Below are 17697 nucleotides of genomic sequence, written 5' to 3'. Positions count from 1 at the left end.
ATGCGTCAGCGGACGTTGTCGACGTCGACCAGGTCGACGCGGACGCCACGGCCGCCGATGGCGCCCACGACGGTGCGCAGGGCACGCGCGGTGCGGCCGTTGCGACCGATCACCTTGCCGAGGTCGTCGGGGTGGACCCGGACCTCGAGCACGCGCCCGCGGCGCAGGTTGCGCGAGGCCACCTGCACATCGTCAGGGTTGTCGACGATGCCCTTCACGAGGTGCTCGAGAGCCTCCTCGAGCATGCTCAGGCCTCGGTCGACTCGGACTCGGCGGCAGCCTCGTCCTTCTTCTCAGCCTTCTTCTTCTGGGTGATCGCCTCACCCTTGGCCTCGTCCTCGCCGCCCAGGGCGTCGAAGGACGGGCGCGTGGCCTTAGGCTCGGCAACGAGCAGCGGGGCCGGGGCGGGCTCGCCCTTGTACTTCTGCCAGTCGCCGGTCTTCTTCAGAATGGCGAGAACGGGCTCGGTCGGCTGCGCGCCGACACCCAGCCAGTACGCCACGCGGTCGGCGTCGACCTCGATGCGCGACGGGTTCTGCACCGGGTGGTACAGACCGATCTCCTCGATGGCCCGGCCGTCACGGCGGGTACGGGAGTCGGCGACGACGATGCGGTAGTGAGGCGAACGGATCTTGCCCAGACGCTTCAGCTTGATCTTGACTGCCACGGGAGTGGATTCTCCTGGTTTGACGTGGTTGGGCACAACGAGATGCCGCGTGGGGTTGCGGTACCCGATGGCCCGATGGACGCGTCAGCCGGAGGAGAGAGGGGTCCTGTGCGACTGTCGAGTACAGCTAGCCATTGTGCCATACGCCAAGGACACGGCCGAACCCGGACCGGCGCCGCCGTCGAGGCAGCCCGCATGGCGCCCCGTCCCGGCGCCGTGCGGGCTCCTGGAGCGGTTCAGCTCGCGACCGCGGCGACCGCTTCGGGGATGCGGAAGGGCTTGCCGCAGCCCCCGCAGACGATCGGCGCCTGGGCGAGGACGGACGGGACGACCCGCACATTGCGCCCGCAGTCGCACACCGCCTTGACGCGGACGCCGCCCCCGGAGGAGCCGTGCCGGGCGGCCGGGCCCCGGAAGCTGCGCGCCGTGTCGCCCGCGGTCGCGGCGGAGTGCGCCTTGAGGGCGCGCTGCAGCCGCTCGATCGTGGGGCGGTAACGCTTCTTCGCCTCGGGGTTGAGCGTGACCAGCGAGAAACCGCTGCTGGGGTGCGGCTCGTCCGGGTGGTCGAGGCCCATCTCCTCGGCGATCGCGAGGAATCTGCGGTTGTGGTATCGGCCGGCGCGGGAGGTGTCGCGGATTCCGCGCGCGGCGGCGATGCCGTGGACTGCCTCATGGAGCAGTCGCTCGAAGGAGAGCTCGTGCCCGCAGGCGGACGACGACTCCCCGATCAGGGATTCGGGCTCGGCAAGATCCGGCAGCTCGGGGTGGTACCGCTGAATGTCGGCCCACGCCTGCGCCAGCTCTGCGGCGAGAACAGGTGGTGTCGTGCTCACGTCGTGACAACGAGCCGGGGCGTCCCAGTGTTCCTATTCCGGGGCATCCCAAATAATTTGCACGTACCCGTCAGTTGCCACTCATGCGTCCGGACGAGGGCGGCTGCGCTGATCTGCGGAGAAGCCTCACAGCTCACACCAAGGTGGTACGTAGTGGCGCGTACGCCCCGGCGCGTAGCCGGTGTCATCGCGCCGGGATACCAGTAGCCGTCCGATACGCAAGTGACGTTTCGGCCGCTGTTGCGCTCTGCCGTGGGGGCTCAGTATGCCCCCCGCCACGATCGCGACGGTACCGGGGGCGTCGTCTACCCCCGGCACCGTCGCGTCCTCGATGACCAGACGCCGTACGGTCACCCGCTGCACGGCGATTCCGGCCTCGCCGATCCCGCACGGGAGCCGTCGCCGGCGAGCACGGCCTTGTCGATCAGCCCCTGGTACACGCGGAGGAAAACGTCCGTCCCGGGCGCGAGAACAGGGGGTTCGGCCATTTCGCGAGTGGTACGACTCGGACGCTCACCAGCAGCAGTCCGACGGCGCACGGGGGCGCACAGCGGTGGCACGCAAGCATTGGCCCGTAACCCCTGGACGCCACGGCGGAAGCGGAGTTTTCTGGCATACGGGGGATGCGGGTGCACTGCACGGGGGGGCGGAGGAGCAAGCCACGGCAGTAACTCTCGGCGGATTGGGGCCACTTAATGACATCTACGCTCGTGCGACAAAATCAGCCCCACTCGGAATCGACGCCCCCTCTGGACCTGTGTGCACGCGCGCGTGACTGGGCGGAGATCCAGGAGCGGATGCTGGTTCCGCTCTACGAAGCGGTGTACGAGCGACTCGAGATCGGCTCGGGGACCCGGCTGCTCGGCCTCGGCTGCGGATCGGGACTCGCCCTGCTGATGGCGGCACGGCGGGGAGCATCCGTCACCGGTGTCGACCGCTCGTCTCCCGAACGGGTGGCTCTCGCCCGGCAGCGGCTGCTGACCGACGCCGCTCCGGGCACGCGGGCGCGCATCGACGCCCGGCTGATCGACGGAAGTCCCGCGGGCGCGGCCCTCCTCGCCGGGGCTGCATACAACCTCGTCACCGCGTTCCAGCCGATCGGCTGCATGGCGGGAGACTCCGAAGGGCTCGGTGAGCTGCTGGCGGCCGCGGCTCCGCTCGCCGAGCGCGGCACCCAGGTCGTGCTCGCGGGATGGGGTCCCCCCGAGCGCTGCGCCACGTCCTCCGTGTTGCGCGTCGCCACCAAGCTCGCGGACCCGCTGCGCAGCACGGGCAGTTGGCGCCCTGCCCGGCGGGACGACCTGGAGGAGGTCGCCCAGCGAGCGGGGCTGAGGCCCGACGGGTCCGGACGGGTGGCCTGCCCCTTCGGATACGCCGACATGGACAGTGCCGTGCGCGGACTGCTGTCCACGGGGCTGTTCGACGCGGCGGCCGCGGCGACGGACCAGGTGCAGGTCGACAAGGAGCTGACGGAAGCGCTGCATCCGCATCAGCGGCCGGACGGCACCGTGTGGATGTCGAACATCTTCCGGTACCTCATCGCGCGTACGGCCTAGCAGGGACGGCACGCCGACGGTCCCGCACCGACAGGTACGGTCTCGCGCCAACGGGTAAGGGGCGTCCGCCATTGCGGACACCCCTTACTTCGTACGGACAGGACCTGCGGCCTCAGCCGATGAACTTCCTCAGCCCATGAACTTCTTGAACTCGTCCGGCAGCTCGAAGTCCTGAGCTCCCTGCTGCCCGGCCGGCAGGCCGAAGGCGCCGCCCTGGGCCGCGGTCTGCTCGCGCCGCTCGGCCGCCTCCTGCTCCTGCTGCTTGCGCTTCATCGGGTTGCCGGAGCGCTGCTTGCCCTTGGCCTTCTTCGGCTGCTTCTTCTGCCGGCCGGGGCCGCCACCCATGCCCGGGATCCCGGGCATGCCCGGCATACCGCCGCCCTGGGCCATGCGCGACATCATCTTGCGGGCCTCGAAGAACCGCTCGACCAGGTTCTTGACCGCGCTGACCTCGACACCGGAACCCTTGGCGATACGGGCGCGCCGCGAGCCGTTGATGATCGTCGGTTCCTGCCGCTCGCCCGGCGTCATCGACTTGATGATCGCGGCGGTGCGGTCCACGTCCCGCTCGTCGAGGTTGTTGATCTGGTCCTTGATCTGCCCCATACCGGGGAGCATCCCGAGCAGCTTACTGATGCTGCCCATCTTCCTGACCTGCTCCATCTGCGCCAGGAAGTCGTCGAGCGTGAAGTCCTTGCCCTTGGCGGACGCCAGCTTGGAGGCCATCTTCTCGGCCTCTTGCTGGCTGAAGGTCTGCTCGGCCTTCTCGATCAGCGTGAGCATGTCGCCCATGCCGAGGATGCGGGACGCCATGCGGTCCGGGTGGAACGCGTCGAAGTCGTCCAGCTTCTCGCCGTTGGAGGCGAACATGATCTGGCGGCCGGTGACGTGCGCGATCGACAGGGCAGCACCACCGCGGGCGTCACCGTCGAGCTTGGAGAGCACCACGCCGTCGAAGCCGACGCCGTCCCGGAAGGCCTCCGCGGTGTTGACCGCGTCCTGACCGATCATCGCGTCGACGACGAACAGGACCTCGTCCGGCGAGACCGCGTCACGGATGTCCGCAGCCTGCTGCATCATCTCCTGGTCGATACCGAGGCGGCCCGCGGTGTCGACGACCACGACGTCGTACTGCTTGGTGCGCGCGTGCTCGATGGAGTCCTTGGCGACCTGGACCGGGTCGCCGACGCCGTTGCCCGGCTCCGGAGCGTAGATGCCGACGCCGGCGCGCTCGGCGACGACGGCGAGCTGGTTGACGGCGTTCGGGCGCTGCAGGTCACAGGCCACGAGCAGCGGCGTGTGCCCCTGCGCCTTCAGCCAGCTGCCGAGCTTTCCGGCGAGCGTCGTCTTACCGGCACCCTGCAGACCAGCGAGCATGATCACGGTCGGCGGCTGCTTGGCGAACCGCAGACGGCGGGTCTCGCCGCCGAGGATGCCGATCAGCTCCTCGTTGACGATCTTGATGACCTGCTGGGCGGGGTTCAGGGCCTGGGAGACCTCGGCGCCGGCGGCACGCTCCTTGACCTGCTTGATGAAGGAGCGGACGACGGGCAGGGCCACGTCCGCCTCGAGCAGCGCGATACGGATTTCGCGCGCCGTGGCGTCGATATCCGCCTCACTGAGGCGCCCCTTGCCGCGGAGGTTCTTGAAAGTCGCTGCGAGGCGATCGGAAAGAGTATCGAACACGGCGGTCGCGGATCCTCGGGTCGGGTGCGGGAGCAGGTCGCCCTCCAGGGTATCCGCCCCGGCAAGCTGGTCACCCTCGCCTGTCGTCAAATATGCGGGTGAGATGCCCGGATGCCCAGCTGAGACGGCCCCGAACGGGGACACGTCCGTGTCACCGGGGCACATCCGTGTCACGGGGGGAACGTCTCTGCACCGGGCCGGGCAGAGGCATGCCCCCTCACCCCCGCAGCGTCTCCTCCAGAGCCCTGGCCACCGTAGAGGCCTCCTCCCCCGGCAGCGGCGCCCCCTCGGGCCCGGTGACGTAGAAGGCGTCCACGGCGTTGGCGCCGAGCGTGCTGACGTGCGCGCTGCGCACCCGTACATGGGCGTTCTCCAGGGCGCGCCCGATGCGGTGCAGCAGCCCGGGTGCGTCCTGGGCCCGCACCTCGATCACGGTCGCAAGGCGCGAACCCGCCGAGGCGACCGTGACGCGGGGCGGCGGCGCCACCGTGCCGCGCCGCCGCGGGTAGGCGGCGTCACGTTCGGCGAGGCGGGCCGGGATGTCGAGGGACCCGTCGAGCGCGCGCACCAGGTCGGCGCGCAGGCGGGCGGCCTGGGGCAGCGAGCCGTACTCGGCGGCCACACGCCAGTCGAGCAGCAGCACCGAGTCGTACGACTCGTCGTTCACCCCGTCGGGCAGGGGCAGGGCACTCAGCTCGGCGGTGCGCACCGTCAGCCGGTGCATGGCCAGCACCCCGGCCACCGAGGGCAGCACTCCGGGCTGGTCGGGCACCGCGATCAGCAGTTCCACGCCCAGGGGCTCCGGGTCGGCGGAGGGCTTCTCGGCGTCGGAGACGTCGGACGTCTCGAGTTGCGGTTCGGTCTGCGCCCGCAGGGCGAGGACGGGGCCGCCGGTGCGGAACGCCTCGATGGCGAGTCGTTCCTGCTCCGCCGTCGGCGCCGCCGGCTCCGGCTCCTCGGGGGCGTCGCCGGCGAGTACCGCCGCGACACGTTTGACGAGGTCGGCCACCAGCGAGCCGCGCCATGACGACCAGGCGGCAGGCCCGGTGGCCAGCGCGTCCGCCTCGGTGAGCGCATGCAGCAGTTCGAGGGTGCTCTGCGAGCCGACCGCCTCGGCGACGGACCGGACGGTCGCCGGGTCTTCCAGGTCACGCCGGGTCGCGGTCTCGATGAGCAGCAGGTGGTGGCGCACCAGCGTGGCGAGTACGGCGACGTCCGCGCGGTCGAAGCCGATCCGCGCGGCCACGTCGCGGGCGATGATCTCGCCGGCCACCGAGTGGTCGCCGGGCCAGCCCTTGCCGATGTCGTGCAGCAGCGCGGCGACCAGCAGCAGGTCGGGGCGCCCGACGCGGCGGGTCAGGGCGGAGGCGCGCACGGCCGTCTCGACCAGGTGCCGGTCGACGGTCCAGGTGTGTACGGGGTTGCGCTGCGGGCGGCAGCGCACCCGCTCCCAGTCGGGCAGCAGCCGGGTGATCAGGCCTTCGGCCTCCAGCGCCTCCCACACCTCGACGGTGGGCCGTCCTGCGCCGAGCAGGGTCACGAGCTGCTCACGCGCCTCGGCGGGCCAGGGTGTGGGCAGTGGCCGTGCGGCGCCCGCCAGCCGTCGTACGGCGTGCAGGGACATCGGCAGACCGGCCTGCGCGGCCGCGGCAGCGGCGCGCAGGGGGAGCACGGGGTCGCGTTCGGGGCGCGCGGTACGGGCGAGCACGACCTCGCCGTCCTGCTCGACTACGCCTTCGGCGAGCGGGGACCTCTCGGGCATCGGCTTGCTGCCGCCGCCCAGCATCGCCCGCAGCCGGGGCCGGGCGCCGCGCGACCGCAGCACACGCCCCACCTCGCGCCATGTGACGTCACTTGCATACGAAACGGTGCGTGCGGCCTCGTACACCTGGCGGAGCAATGTGTCGGCGTCCAGCAGGCCGAGTTCCGCAGCGACCTGGTCCTGCTCCTGGAGGGAGAGGCGGTCGGTGGCGCGTCCGGTGGTCAGGTGCAGGGCGTCGCGTACGTCGAGGAGGCGGCGGCGGGCGTCGGCGAGCCCTTCGCGCGGGGCGTCGGCGAGCCAGGAGGCGGCGACGGCGCGCAGGGCGGTGGCGTCGCGCAGTCCGCCGCGGGCCTCCTTGAGGTCGGGTTCGAGGAGGTACTGCAGCTCGCCCTGCCGGTCGGCGCGCTCGGCGCACAGCTCCTGGAGCTCGGGGAGGCGCTTGGGCGCCTGGTTGCGCCAGTCCGCGAGGACGGCGGTGCGCAGGCCCGCTGTGAGGCCCAGGTCGCCCACGATGTGGCGCGCGTCGAGCAGCCCGAGCTGGACCTTGAGGTCCTCCCCCGCGGTCTTGCGGGCCTCGCTGGGCGTGCGGACGGAGTGGTCGAGGGCGAGGCCCATGTCCCACACGGGGTACCAGATGCGGTCGGCCAGGGAGGCCACTGCACCCGAGTCCGCGTCGCCGTCGTGCAGGAGCAGCAGGTCGAGGTCGCTGCGCGGGGAGAGTTCGCCGCGTCCGTAGCCTCCGACGGCGACGAGGGACGCGCCCTTCACGTCCACGGCCGCCGCGGTGAACAGGCCGCTCAGCCAGTCGTCGGTGAGGTCGGCCAGGGCGGTACGGCGCGGCGGCCCTGACTGTGCCTCCTCCTGGAGGAGGCGCAGCCGGGCCGCCGCATAGCCGCTGGGTCCCGAGTCTTCCGCTTCCGTCTTCACGTCCACACTCGTCACCCAGCGACTCCTGATTCTTTTCTTCGGTCAGAGCGCGTCGGGTCCGCGCTCACCCGTCCTCACGCGTACGGCCGTCTCGACCGGGATGCTCCAGACCTTGCCATCACCGATCTTGCCGGTGCGGGCGGCCTTCACGACGACGTCGATCAGCTGCTCTGCGTCGTCGTCCTCGACCAGCACCTCGATGCGGATCTTCGGCACGAGGTCGACCGTGTACTCGGCGCCGCGGTACACCTCGGTGTGCCCGCGCTGACGACCGTAGCCGCTGGCCTCGGTGACCGTCAGCCCGTGGACGCCGAAGGCCTGGAGGGCTTCCTTGATCTCGTCAAGCCGGTGCGGCTTGACGACTGCCGTGATGAGCTTCATGCGTCCACCTTCTTGGTGTCCGGCGCTTCCTGAACCGGAGCGGGCGCCGCCGTGCGGGAAGCGGCGCCGCCGCCGGCGCCGCTGAAGTCGTACGCGGTCTCGGCGTGCTCGACCTGGTCGATGCCGGCGACCTCTTCGTCCTCGCTGACGCGCATCCCGATCGTCTTGTCGATGAGGAAGGCGAGGATCGCGGAGGCGATGAGCGAGTAGGCGAGGACCGCACCGACACCGGCGCACTGCTTCCACAGCTGGCTCAGGCCGCCGCCGTAGAAGAGACCCGCGGCGTCGGACTGGCCGCCACCGGTGGCGAAGAAGCCGATGAGCAGGGAGCCGACCACACCGCCGACGAGGTGGACACCGACGACGTCGAGCGAGTCGTCGTAGCCGAACTTGTACTTCAGGCCGACGGCCATGGCGCAGAGCAGACCGGCGATGGCACCGATGGCGATGGCACCGAGCGGCGAGCAGGAACCACCGGACGGGGTGATCGCGACGAGACCCGCGACCGCACCGGAGGCGGCACCCAGCGTGGTGAACGCGCCATGGCGGATCTTCTCGTAGAGCAGCCAGGCGAGCATCGCGGCGGCGGTGGCGATCTGCGTGTTGATGAACATCAGCGCGCCGACGCCGTCGTCGTTACCCAGCCACGAGCCGGCATTGAATCCGAACCAGCCGAACCACAGCAGACCGGCGCCGAGCATGACGAGCGGCAGGCTGTGCGGCCGCATCGGGTCCTTCTTGAAGCCGACGCGCTTGCCGATGACCAGGATCACGCCGAGCGCGGCGGCACCGGCGTTGATGTGGACCGCCGTACCACCGGCGAAGTCGATGACGCCGAGGTCGAAGGCCCAGCCGCCGGTCCCCCATACCCAGTGGGCCACGGGGAAGTAGACGATGATGCCCCAGAGCGTGATGAAGAGCGACCATGCCGTGAACTTCACGCGGTCGGCGAGGGCGCCGCTGATCAGGGCCGGCGTGATGATCGCGAACATCAGCTGGAACACGGCGAAGACGTAGATCGGGATGGTGTAACCGTCCCAGAGCTCGGTCAGTCCGATGCCGCTGAGCCCGACGAAGTCACCGGACCAGCCGATGAGGCTGCCGTGGTCGGTACCGAAGGCCATCGAGAAGCCGAAGAGCACCCAGAGGATGGTGATGATCCCCAGGCTGATGAAGCTCATCATCAGCATGTTGAGGGTGCTCTTGACGCGGACCATGCCTCCGTAGAAGAAGGCCAGGCCCGGTGTCATGAGCATCACCAGGGCAGAACAGATAAGCATGAAGCCGGTGTTGGCGGCAGACAGCGTTGGAGCGTCTGCGGCAAGCGTGATGCCTGGAGGCATCGGCGTCTCCTCGTCGTAGTACGGCCCCGTGCGGGCGAAGCCTTTATCGGTGGAGCGGTGGGCCGGTTATGCGCCAGAGGTTTTCGCAGCGCCGTTTCGACGGAAGCCACTCGATGTTTCACAGCAGTGACGAAGAGGATGTGAGTGTTACGGATACATGAACTGCCGGATCTCCGGCCGCGCGATCGTTATCGTGGCGCAACCTTCCAAGAGAAGGGCGCAAAAACTCGCCCCCACGGCAGCAACCGATCGATTGAGCCACCCCACGGTGCCCAGCCAGGTCCGCGAGAGCGGCGCCGGCTTGGGCGCAGAAAACAGCCCGGCCGCGGCGCGGCCGTCCCGGGGACCTGGCGTGGGGGTGCCGAGTCGGGCGGTTCGGGACGGCCGGCCGCGGCCGGGGTCTTCCAGGGGGCCTCGTGGACGATGCGGGTCTTCTGGACGGCCTGGACGGCCTGGACGGGCTCCGCGCTCTAGATGGCCTCCGCGGTCTCGGGCAGATGGACGGCGAGCTGTTCGGTCAGATCGACGACCTCGGTGACGTCCCCGAAGTCGCGCACGGCCGTGTCCACGGTCTTCCGGATCCGGGTGTTCACCCGCTCCGAGCGGACCTTCTTGGCGATCGTCATGGCCTTCTCGGCCAGGACGGCGCTCTGCTCGGGCTCCCTGCGCAGCAGGTGCACGGTGGCCATGCCGACCAGGTTCAGTGCGTACGACCGCTGGTGCTCGGTGTCCTGGCCGAACAGCTCCACGGCCTTGGCCATGTGGGGTTCGGCGAGCGAGGCGTAGGCGGGGCTGCGGCCGGCCACATAGGCGAGGTCCCGGTACGAGTGGGCGTTCTCGGCGTTGAGCTCGGCCTCGGAGAAGAAGCGGATCCAGTCGGGCTCGGGCTCGTCGAACTCGAGGGCGTCGGCGAAGGTGCCCTCGGCCATGCGGACGGCTCGCTTGCACTTGCCGGGTTGGCCCATGTTCGCGTAGGCGCGTGCCTCCATCGCATACAGCATCGCCTGGGTGCGCGGTGACGCACAGTCACGACTTCCGTACTGCGCGAGATGGATGAGCTCCAGGGCGTCGTCCGGCCGGCCGAGATGGATCATCTGGCGACTCATGCTGGAGAGGATGAGCGATCCGAAGGGTTTGTCGCCCGCTTCCTTGGCGGCGTGCAGCGCGAGGACGAAGTACTTCTGCGCGGTGGGCTGGAGGCCGACGTCGTAGCTCATCCAGCCGGCCAGCTCGGCGAGCTCTGCGGCGACCTTGAACAGCCGCTTGGTGGTCGCTGCCGGCTGGGGCTCCTGGAGCAGGTCCGTCACCTCGTGCAGCTGGCCTACGACCGCCTTGCGGCGCAGGCCGCCGCCGCACTGGGCGTCCCACTGGCGGAACATGACGGTGGTGGACTCCAGGAGGTCGAGCTCCGGCCCGGAGAGCCGGTTGCCGCGCCGGGACGCCGACGACCCTTCGGGCTCACCTTGCGGCGTGGCGGGCGCGGGCACCAGCCAGCGCTGGAGGGGCTCGACGAGGGCGGGGCCCGCGGACAGGGCCAGTGAGGTCCCGAGGAAGCCGCGCCGCGCGAGCATCAGGTCGCTGCGCGAGAACTCACTGATCAGCGCCACGGTCCCCGGGCCCGTCCAGGGCAGGTCCACGCCGGACACGGAGGGCGACTGGTGCGCGGCACGCAGACCCAGGTCCTCGACGGCGACCACGCAGCCGAAACGCTCGGAGAAGAGCTCGGAGAGGATGCGCGGGATCGGCTCGCGCGGATTCTCACCGTCCAGCCAGCGGCGCACCCGCGAGGTGTCGGTGGAGATGTGGTTGGCGCCCAGCTGACGGGCGCGGCGGTTCACCTGGCGCGCCAGCTCGCCCTTCGACCAGCCGCTGCGCACGAACCACGAGCTCAGCAGCTCGTTGGGGCGCTTCTCAGCGTTCGCACCGGTTCCACCGTTGCCGCCCACTGAACGCCCCCATCCTTCAAGCCACTCGTCTCCGCGGTTGTGCCGCAAGCCCCCAGGATGCCGTGCGTCGTGGTCGCACGTCCGGTGGTTGTCACTCGCCGTACGAGAACCGACTTGCCTCCGGCATACCCACGAGCGCACACATCCCCAGGACTCGTGTACTCAAAGTAATCCTACGATCACCCCTCCGGCGAGGCCCTTCCAGGAATCGCCACCATTCGCCACCCCTTCGAATGAACTCCGGACCCGCGACAGACGGTTGACTTGACGTCAGGTGAGCGGAATCGGCGGAGCGGTGTATGCCGGGGCGCACGCGGTCCGGCGCACCACCCGCCGCGCAGCCGTACACCGTCATGACCGGAGAGTCGCGGAAGGCGAGTGCAGAGAGTCACCGACGACGGCCTCGTAACCACCCGCCGACCGGACCCGTTGGAGGGGGCATGGGCTTCACAATCGGCAGTAGCCGCGGGATGCGCGAGATCCGGCCCGGCTCACGACGTCGCGGCCGGGCGTCCGAGTGCACCGCGGTGGCGGAGTTCACCGGCCTGTGGGGATGGGACGTCGTCCCCGGCGCGCGAGCGGCCGACGGAGCGTGCTCATGCGGCAGAGCCGACTGCCCGGCTCCCGGTGCCCACCCCCTGGGCTTCGCGTCCGCCGTCCCCGCGGGGGCCACGCTCGATCAGGTCACCGAGACCTGGGCCGCGTATCCCGGCGCCGCGATCATGCTCCCCGTGGGGCGCGCCTTCGACGTGATCGAGGTGAGCGAGGCGGCCGGCCGGCGTGCGCTCGTGCGGCTGGAGCGCATGGGGATTCCGGTGGGCCCGGTGACGGCGACGCCGGACGGCCGGGTGCAGTTCTTCGTCGCCCCCGGTGCCGCTGCGGAGCTCCCGGCGCTTCTCTACCGGATGGGCTGGGACGACGCGACGCTCGATCTGCACGGCCTGGGCCCGGGTGACCACATCACGGCCCCTCCCTCCGACCGGAGCGGCCTCGGCCCGGTCCGCTGGCTGCGCTCCCCCGCCCTCGACTCGGCCGGCGGTCCACCGCAGGCGCGACTGCTGCTGGGGACGCTGGCCTACGTCGCGCATCGCCTTTGCGTCTAGGCACGGACAAAACGCACAGACGAAGGGCTCACCGCGATTCAGTACCGCGGTGAGCCCTTCGTCTGCGTACGTAACTCCGTAACCCCGCTCACTCCCCGATGAGCGCGTCGACGAACGCTTCGGGCTCGAAGGGGGCGAGGTCGTCCGCGCCCTCTCCGAGGCCCACGAGCTTGACCGGCACGCCCAGCTCCCGCTGGACCGCGACGACGATGCCGCCCTTCGCCGTGCCGTCGAGCTTGGTGAGCACGATGCCGGTGATGTCGACGACCTCGGCGAAGACGCGCGCCTGGACCAGGCCGTTCTGGCCGGTGGTGGCGTCCAGGACGAGCAGGATCTCGTCGAGCGGCGCGTGCTTCTCCACGACGCGCTTGACCTTGCCGAGCTCGTCCATCAGACCGGTCTTGGTGTGGAGCCGGCCCGCGGTGTCGATCAGGACGACGTCGGCGCCCTCCTCGATGCCCTCCTTCACCGCGTCGAAGGCGATGGACGCCGGGTCGCCGCCCTCGGGGCCGCGCACGGTACGGGCACCGACGCGCTCTCCCCATGTCTGCAGCTGGTCGGCGGCGGCCGCGCGGAAGGTGTCCGCAGCGCCGAGCACGACGGACTTGCGGTCGGCGACGAGCACGCGCGCGAGCTTGCCGGTGGTCGTGGTCTTGCCGGTGCCGTTGACCCCGACGACCATGACGATGCCCGGCGTGTCCAGGGCGGACTCGGTGTTGACCGTGCGGTCGAAGTCGGTGCCGACGAGCTTCAGCAGCTCGTCGCGCAGCAGGGAGCGCAGCTCATCGGGCGTACGGGTGCCGAGCACCTTGACGCGCTCGCGCAGCCGCTCGACGAGCTCCTGGGTAGGGGCGACGCCGACGTCGGCGGTGAGGAGGGTGTCCTCGATCTCCTCCCAGGTGTCCTCGTCGAGGTGCTCGCGCGAGAGCAGCGTGAGCAGTCCCTTGCCGAGCGCGTTCTGCGAGCGGGAGAGCCTGGCGCGCAGGCGCACCAGCCGTCCCGCGGTCGGTTCCGGGATCTCGATCTCGGGGGCGGCCGGGGCTGGGGGCTCCTCGACCACGACGGGCGCGGACGCCCCCGGCTCGACGAGCGGGAGGTCGACCTCCTCGATCGTGCGGCGGGGTTCGTCGCGCGGTGTCTCGGCCTCTTCGCCGACGTGCGGCTCGGCCGGAGGGGCGGTGATCTCGGGCGCGGTGGGCGGCGGGGGCAGCTGCTTCCTTCTGCGGCTGCCGACCACGAGCCCGCCGAGCGCGCCGATCACGACCACGGCGATGACTACAGCAAGGATGACGATGTCCATAACGCGTCCAGTATCGGCCATGGGCACCCGGGTCGGGCCTTTGGACATTGCTCCAAGGACGTAAGCCGTTTGATGGGGCAACTCGGATTAACGTACGATGACGCCTCCCCCACCCGGCTCTCCTGCCGAGCCGAGCGAGAGGTAACGACACCCCCTTCATGAGCACCACCGCCCACTCCGAAGGCGCGCTCGAAACGCGCGGCATCGAGCCCGTCCCCCACTCCGAGCGGCATGCCAGGACGCGTGAGCTGTTCCCGACCTGGGTGGCCGCCAACATCAGCGTCCTGCTGCTGACCATGGGCGCGGGTCTGGTCGTCACCGGCGGCCTCAACTTCTGGCAGATCCTCGTGGTCGCCGCGGTCTCGCCGGTCCTCAGCTACGGACTGGTCGGCCTGATATCCGTCGCGGGCAAACGCGGCGGATCCCCGGGCATGACCCTGTCACGCGCGGTCTTCGGCCAGCGCGGCAACTTCTTCCCCGGCGCCCTGATCTGGGTCGCACGCTGGGGCTGGGAGACGATCAACGCGGTGACCGGCGCGTATGCGATTCTCACCGTCCTCGACATCTGCTTCGGCATCGAGAGCAACGCTGCGCTGACCGTCGTCACGCTGGTCGCGTTCGTCGCCGGTACGTTCCTGATCAGCGGCCTGGGCCGCAAGGTGCTGCACGTATGCAGCACCTGGTCGACGTATCTGTTCGGGGCATTCAGCGTCCTGGTGCTGGTCTACCTGGTGGCGAACACCGACTGGTCGCAGGTCTTCGCCAAGCCCGCCGGGTCGACGGCGATGATGGTCGCCGGCATCGGAACGCTCGCCGCCGGCGGCCTCAGCTGGGCGCCGTCCGCCCCGGACTTCACGCGCTATCTGCCGCGCACCGCCGGCAGGGCGCTGGTCGGACACGCGGTCGGTGGCGCGGGCATCGTCGTCCTGCCGCTCGTGCTGATGGGTGCGGTCATGGCGGTCAGCGTTCCCGACCTGTCGTCCGCGTCGGACCCGGTGTCGTTCCTGGGCGAGCTGCTGCCGACCTGGATCGTGGTCCCGTATCTGGTGATGGCCCTGATCGGCATGCTGCTGATCAACTCGATGTCGATGTACTCGGCGGGCTTCACCGCGCAGACGCTCGGGGTCAGGGTTCCGCGCGCGTGGGCGGTCAGCGTGAACGCCGTGATCAGCCTGATCCTCGGCTATCTGCTGATGAACGTGGCGACGAGCTTCATGGGGTCGTTCATCTCGTTCCTCACGCTGCTCGCGGTGGCGTTCTCCGCGTGGATCGGCGTCTTCGGCGTCGACATGCTGCGCAGGAGGACGTACGACGGCGAGGCACTCATGGACACCGGGCGCACCAGCGCTTACTGGTACCGGGCCGGCTTCGCCTGGCAGGCGATGGCCGCCTGGGGCGTCGCGCTCGTGGTGGGCCTGCTCTTCACGAAGGTCGACTGGTTCAGCGGCCCGATGTCCGGGTCGTGGATCGGCCGCAACGGCCTGGGGTGGCTGGTCACCATCGTCGTCGCGGCCGCGCTGTACGCCGCGCTCCCGAAGGCGCCCGTCATGGAGGTCACCACGACGCGGGCCACCGAAGAGGCCGAACTCGCCGGCGTCTGACCGCCTCCCGCTTTCACCTGGCCCTGTTCATCTGACGCTCCGTCAGCTAACGTCCCCCATCGCCCGCCCACGGTGAAGGGGGATGTCGTCATGCCCGTCACGGTCGTACGTTTCAATCTCGTCGATCCTGCCGCCACACCGGCGTCGCTGAGCGCCCGCTATCGCGCCGCGCTGGAGATGGCCGCGTACGCCGACGACCGCGGTCTCACCACGGTGCAGACCGAGGAGCACCACGGCGTGGCCAACAACTGGCTGCCGTCGCCCTTCGCCTTCGCGGGGGCCGTCTTCGGCGCGACCCGGCACATCGCCGTCACGGTGTCCGCGGTCATCGGCCCGCTCCACGACCCGCTGCGGCTCGCGGAGGACATCGCCGTACTCGACCTGCTGAGCGGCGGGCGGCTGGTGACCGTGGTGGGGATCGGCTACCGGCCCGAGGAGTACGCGGCCTTCGACGTGGAGTGGAAGCGGCGGGGCCGGCTGCAGGACGAGTTGCTCGAGACGCTGCTCAAGGCGTGGACGGGAGAGCCGTTCGAGTTCCGTGGCCGTACGGTCCAGGTGACCCCGCGCCCGTACAACGAGCCGCACCCGCTGGTGCTGGTCGGCGGCTCGTCGCAGGCCGCCGCACGCAGGGCCGCCCGCCTGGGGCTGCCGTTCTTCCCGAGCGCGCATCTTCCGGAGTTGGAGGCGTACTACCAAGCGCAGTGCGCCGAGTACGGCACCGAGGGGTTCTGCATGATGCCCGCCGCCGAGACCCCGCTGCTGCACATCGCCGAGGACCCGGACCGCGCGTGGGCCCAGTTCGGGGAGCACTTCCTGCACGAGGCGCGCACCTACGCCTCGTGGCAGTCCTCGGACATCAAGTCCGCCGTGCGCTCGGCGGCGACGACGGTCGCCGAACTGCGCGACGAGGGCGTCTACCGCATCGTCACCCCTGACGAGTGCGTGGGCCTGGGCGCGGAGAACTATGTGCTGCATCCGCTCTGCGGCGGCATGCCCGTCGACGAAGGGTGGCGCAGCCTGCACCTGTTCGCCGAGCAGGTGCTTCCGCGCCTGAAGGACTGAGTGTCCGCACATGTGCGGCGCCGCCCCGGCTCGGGCAGAGGCCGAGCCGGAGCGGCGCAGGGTGAGGAGAGGGGCAGCGGGGACTTAGCCCATCTCCTCCAACGCCTTGCCCTTGGTCTCCTTCACGAACTTGAGCACGAAGGGGATCGAGAGCGCGGCGAAGACCGTGTAGATGATGTACGTCGCGGACAGGTTCCAGTCGGCCAGCGACGGGAAGGTCGCGGTGATCGCCCAGTTGGCGATCCACTGGGCGGACGCGGCCACGCCGAGCGCCGCGGCACGGATCTTGTTCGGGAACATCTCGCCGAGCAGGACCCAGACGACCACGCCCCAGGAGAGGGCGAAGAACAGGACGAACACATGGGCCGCGACCAGGGCGACCCAGCCCTGGGTGCTCGGCAGCTTGCCGTCCACGAGGTCGTAGCTGAAGGCCCAGGCCTCGAGCGCGAGGCCGATGACCATACCCACGGAACCGATGATCGCGAGCGGCTTACGGCCGATCCTGTCGACGAAGATCATGGCGATCACGGTGCCGACGATGTTGATGATCGACGTGGTGAACGAATACAGGAACGATTCCGCCGGGTCCACACCGACCGACTGCCACAGGGTCGCCGAGTAGTAGAACGCCACGTTGATGCCGACGAACTGCTGGAAGACGGAGAGCCCGATGCCGATCCAGACGATCGGCTTGAAGAAGAAGCTGCCGCCGAGCAGATCCTTGAAGGTCGGCTTCTCCTCGCGGTGCATGGCGAGCCTGATCTCCTGCACGCGGGCGTCGAGATCGACGTCCTTGCCCTCGACCTCCTCGAGCACCTGACGGGCGCGCAGGTCGTGCCCCGCCTCGATCAGATAGCGCGGCGACTCGGGGATGGCGAAGGAGAGCAGACCGTAGAGGATGGCCGGGATGACCATGACGCCCAGCATGACCTGCCAGGCCTCCAGGCCGATCAGCCGACCGCGCTGGTCGCCGCCCGCGGCGTTCAGGATCGCGTAGTTGACCAGCTGCGAAATGGCGATGCCGACCACGATCGCGGCCTGCTGGAAGGAGCCGAGCCGTCCGCGGTACGCGGCCGGGGCGACCTCGGCGATATAGGCGGGGCCGATGACGGACGCCATACCGATGGCGAAGCCGCCGACGATCCGCCAGAAGGCCAGGTCCCACAGGGCGAAGGGCAGGGCGGAACCGATGGCGCTGATGGTGAAGAGGATGGAGGCGATCTGCATGCACCGAATGCGGCCGATGCGGTCCGCGATCCGTCCCGCGGTCGCGGCACCGATCGCGCAGCCGATCAGCGCGATCGCGATCACCTGGGCGAGGGTGGCCGATCCGATGTCGTAGCGATCCCGGATGGCCTCGACGGCGCCGTTGATCACGGCACTGTCATAGCCGAAGAGGAAGCCGCCCATCGCGGCCGCTGCCGCGATGAAGACGACATGTGCGAGATGCTCCGGATGAGCTTCCCTGGCTCCGGACGACGGTGCCTTTTCTGCGCTGGTCACGTAAGTACTCCTCGAGCCACCGGCAGC

At 70.0% G+C, this 17697-nt stretch carries 14 protein-coding genes; 4 read left to right on the top strand and 10 right to left on the bottom strand.

Annotation, left to right across the window (positions count from 1 at the left end; translation table 11 throughout):
- Positions 1-5: 5 nt before the first annotated feature.
- The 3 genes from ABT009_RS17260 to ABT009_RS17250 form a co-directional block, all read right to left on the bottom strand.
- A complete protein-coding gene (locus ABT009_RS17260; protein WP_029385578.1) occupies positions 6-245 on the bottom strand; it encodes an RNA-binding protein in 240 nt (79 codons plus the stop codon).
- 2 nt (positions 246-247) lie between these two features.
- A complete protein-coding gene (gene rpsP / locus ABT009_RS17255; protein WP_351294689.1) occupies positions 248-667 on the bottom strand; it encodes a 30S ribosomal protein S16 in 420 nt (139 codons plus the stop codon).
- Positions 668-903: 236 nt separating this feature from the next.
- A complete protein-coding gene (locus ABT009_RS17250; RefSeq protein ID WP_351294687.1) occupies positions 904-1500 on the bottom strand; it encodes a hypothetical protein in 597 nt (198 codons plus the stop codon).
- 695 nt (positions 1501-2195) lie between these two features.
- On the opposite strand from ABT009_RS17250, the gene ABT009_RS17245 reads away from it, so the two are divergent.
- Positions 2196-3056: an SAM-dependent methyltransferase gene (locus tag ABT009_RS17245; protein ID WP_351294685.1), complete on the top strand. Its 861-nt coding sequence runs from the start codon at positions 2196-2198 to the stop codon at positions 3054-3056.
- A gap of 129 nt (positions 3057-3185) precedes the next feature.
- Here the strand turns inward: ABT009_RS17245 and ffh are convergent, their stop codons facing one another.
- From ffh to nsdA, 5 genes are all read right to left on the bottom strand, one after another.
- Complete coding sequence (ffh, locus tag ABT009_RS17240; protein WP_351294682.1) at positions 3186-4742, bottom strand: signal recognition particle protein; 1557 nt, start codon at positions 4740-4742, stop codon at positions 3186-3188.
- A gap of 217 nt (positions 4743-4959) precedes the next feature.
- Positions 4960-7446 (bottom strand): [protein-PII] uridylyltransferase, encoded by a 2487-nt coding sequence (locus ABT009_RS17235; RefSeq protein WP_351294679.1) that lies wholly within the window; start codon positions 7444-7446, stop codon positions 4960-4962.
- 27 nt (positions 7447-7473) lie between these two features.
- Complete coding sequence (locus ABT009_RS17230) at positions 7474-7812, bottom strand: P-II family nitrogen regulator (RefSeq protein ID WP_030231663.1); 339 nt, start codon at positions 7810-7812, stop codon at positions 7474-7476.
- Positions 7809-9155, bottom strand: coding sequence for an ammonium transporter (locus ABT009_RS17225; RefSeq protein ID WP_351294676.1), 1347 nt, complete (start codon positions 9153-9155; stop codon positions 7809-7811). Before ABT009_RS17225 ends, ABT009_RS17230 begins: the two co-directional genes overlap by 4 nt.
- Positions 9156-9625: 470 nt before the next feature.
- A complete protein-coding gene (gene nsdA, locus ABT009_RS17220) occupies positions 9626-11101 on the bottom strand; it encodes a transcriptional repressor NsdA (protein ID WP_351294673.1) in 1476 nt (491 codons plus the stop codon).
- 440 nt (positions 11102-11541) lie between these two features.
- Here nsdA and ABT009_RS17215 point away from each other — a divergent pair, with 440 nt between their 5' ends.
- Entirely contained in the window at positions 11542-12204 is a 663-nt protein-coding gene (locus tag ABT009_RS17215) for a bifunctional DNA primase/polymerase (RefSeq protein WP_351294670.1), read from the top strand.
- Between the two features lie 88 nt (positions 12205-12292).
- Here the strand turns inward: ABT009_RS17215 and ftsY are convergent, their stop codons facing one another.
- Positions 12293-13504 carry a signal recognition particle-docking protein FtsY gene (gene ftsY / locus ABT009_RS17210; protein ID WP_351294667.1) on the bottom strand — a complete coding sequence of 404 codons (1212 nt, stop codon included), beginning with the start codon at positions 13502-13504 and terminating at the stop codon, positions 12293-12295.
- 158 nt (positions 13505-13662) lie between these two features.
- Here ftsY and ABT009_RS17205 point away from each other — a divergent pair, with 158 nt between their 5' ends.
- Positions 13663-15105 carry a cytosine permease gene (locus ABT009_RS17205; protein ID WP_351294664.1) on the top strand — a complete coding sequence of 481 codons (1443 nt, stop codon included), beginning with the start codon at positions 13663-13665 and terminating at the stop codon, positions 15103-15105.
- Between the two features lie 90 nt (positions 15106-15195).
- Positions 15196-16167: an LLM class flavin-dependent oxidoreductase gene (locus ABT009_RS17200; RefSeq protein WP_351294661.1), complete on the top strand. Its 972-nt coding sequence runs from the start codon at positions 15196-15198 to the stop codon at positions 16165-16167.
- An 84-nt stretch (positions 16168-16251) separates the two neighbouring features.
- Here ABT009_RS17200 and ABT009_RS17195 read toward each other — a convergent pair whose 3' ends face one another.
- The gene (locus tag ABT009_RS17195; protein WP_351294658.1) at positions 16252-17670 is read right to left on the bottom strand and encodes a sugar porter family MFS transporter; all 1419 of its coding nucleotides are present in this window, start codon (positions 17668-17670) and stop codon (positions 16252-16254) included.
- Positions 17671-17697: the final 27 nt, after the last annotated feature.

It is taken from the genome of Streptomyces sp. NPDC002896 (assembly GCF_040295225.1).
Classification (GTDB): domain Bacteria; phylum Actinomycetota; class Actinomycetes; order Streptomycetales; family Streptomycetaceae; genus Streptomyces.
The sequence above is the reverse complement of the archived record's forward strand: the minus strand, read 5'-3'. Positions and strand labels throughout refer to the sequence as shown.

Coding starts and splice junctions, on each gene's coding strand:
- ABT009_RS17260 (WP_029385578.1), bottom strand. CDS start 245: ATGCTCGAGGAGGCTCTCGAGCACCTCGTGAAGGGCATCGTCGACAAC.
- ABT009_RS17245 (WP_351294685.1), top strand. CDS start 2,196: ATGACATCTACGCTCGTGCGACAAAATCAGCCCCACTCGGAATCGACG.
- ABT009_RS17230 (WP_030231663.1), bottom strand. CDS start 7,812: ATGAAGCTCATCACGGCAGTCGTCAAGCCGCACCGGCTTGACGAGATC.
- ABT009_RS17225 (WP_351294676.1), bottom strand. CDS start 9,155: ATGCCTCCAGGCATCACGCTTGCCGCAGACGCTCCAACGCTGTCTGCC.
- ABT009_RS17215 (WP_351294670.1), top strand. CDS start 11,542: ATGGGCTTCACAATCGGCAGTAGCCGCGGGATGCGCGAGATCCGGCCC.
- ftsY (WP_351294667.1), bottom strand. CDS start 13,504: ATGGACATCGTCATCCTTGCTGTAGTCATCGCCGTGGTCGTGATCGGC.
- ABT009_RS17205 (WP_351294664.1), top strand. CDS start 13,663: ATGAGCACCACCGCCCACTCCGAAGGCGCGCTCGAAACGCGCGGCATC.
- ABT009_RS17200 (WP_351294661.1), top strand. CDS start 15,196: ATGCCCGTCACGGTCGTACGTTTCAATCTCGTCGATCCTGCCGCCACA.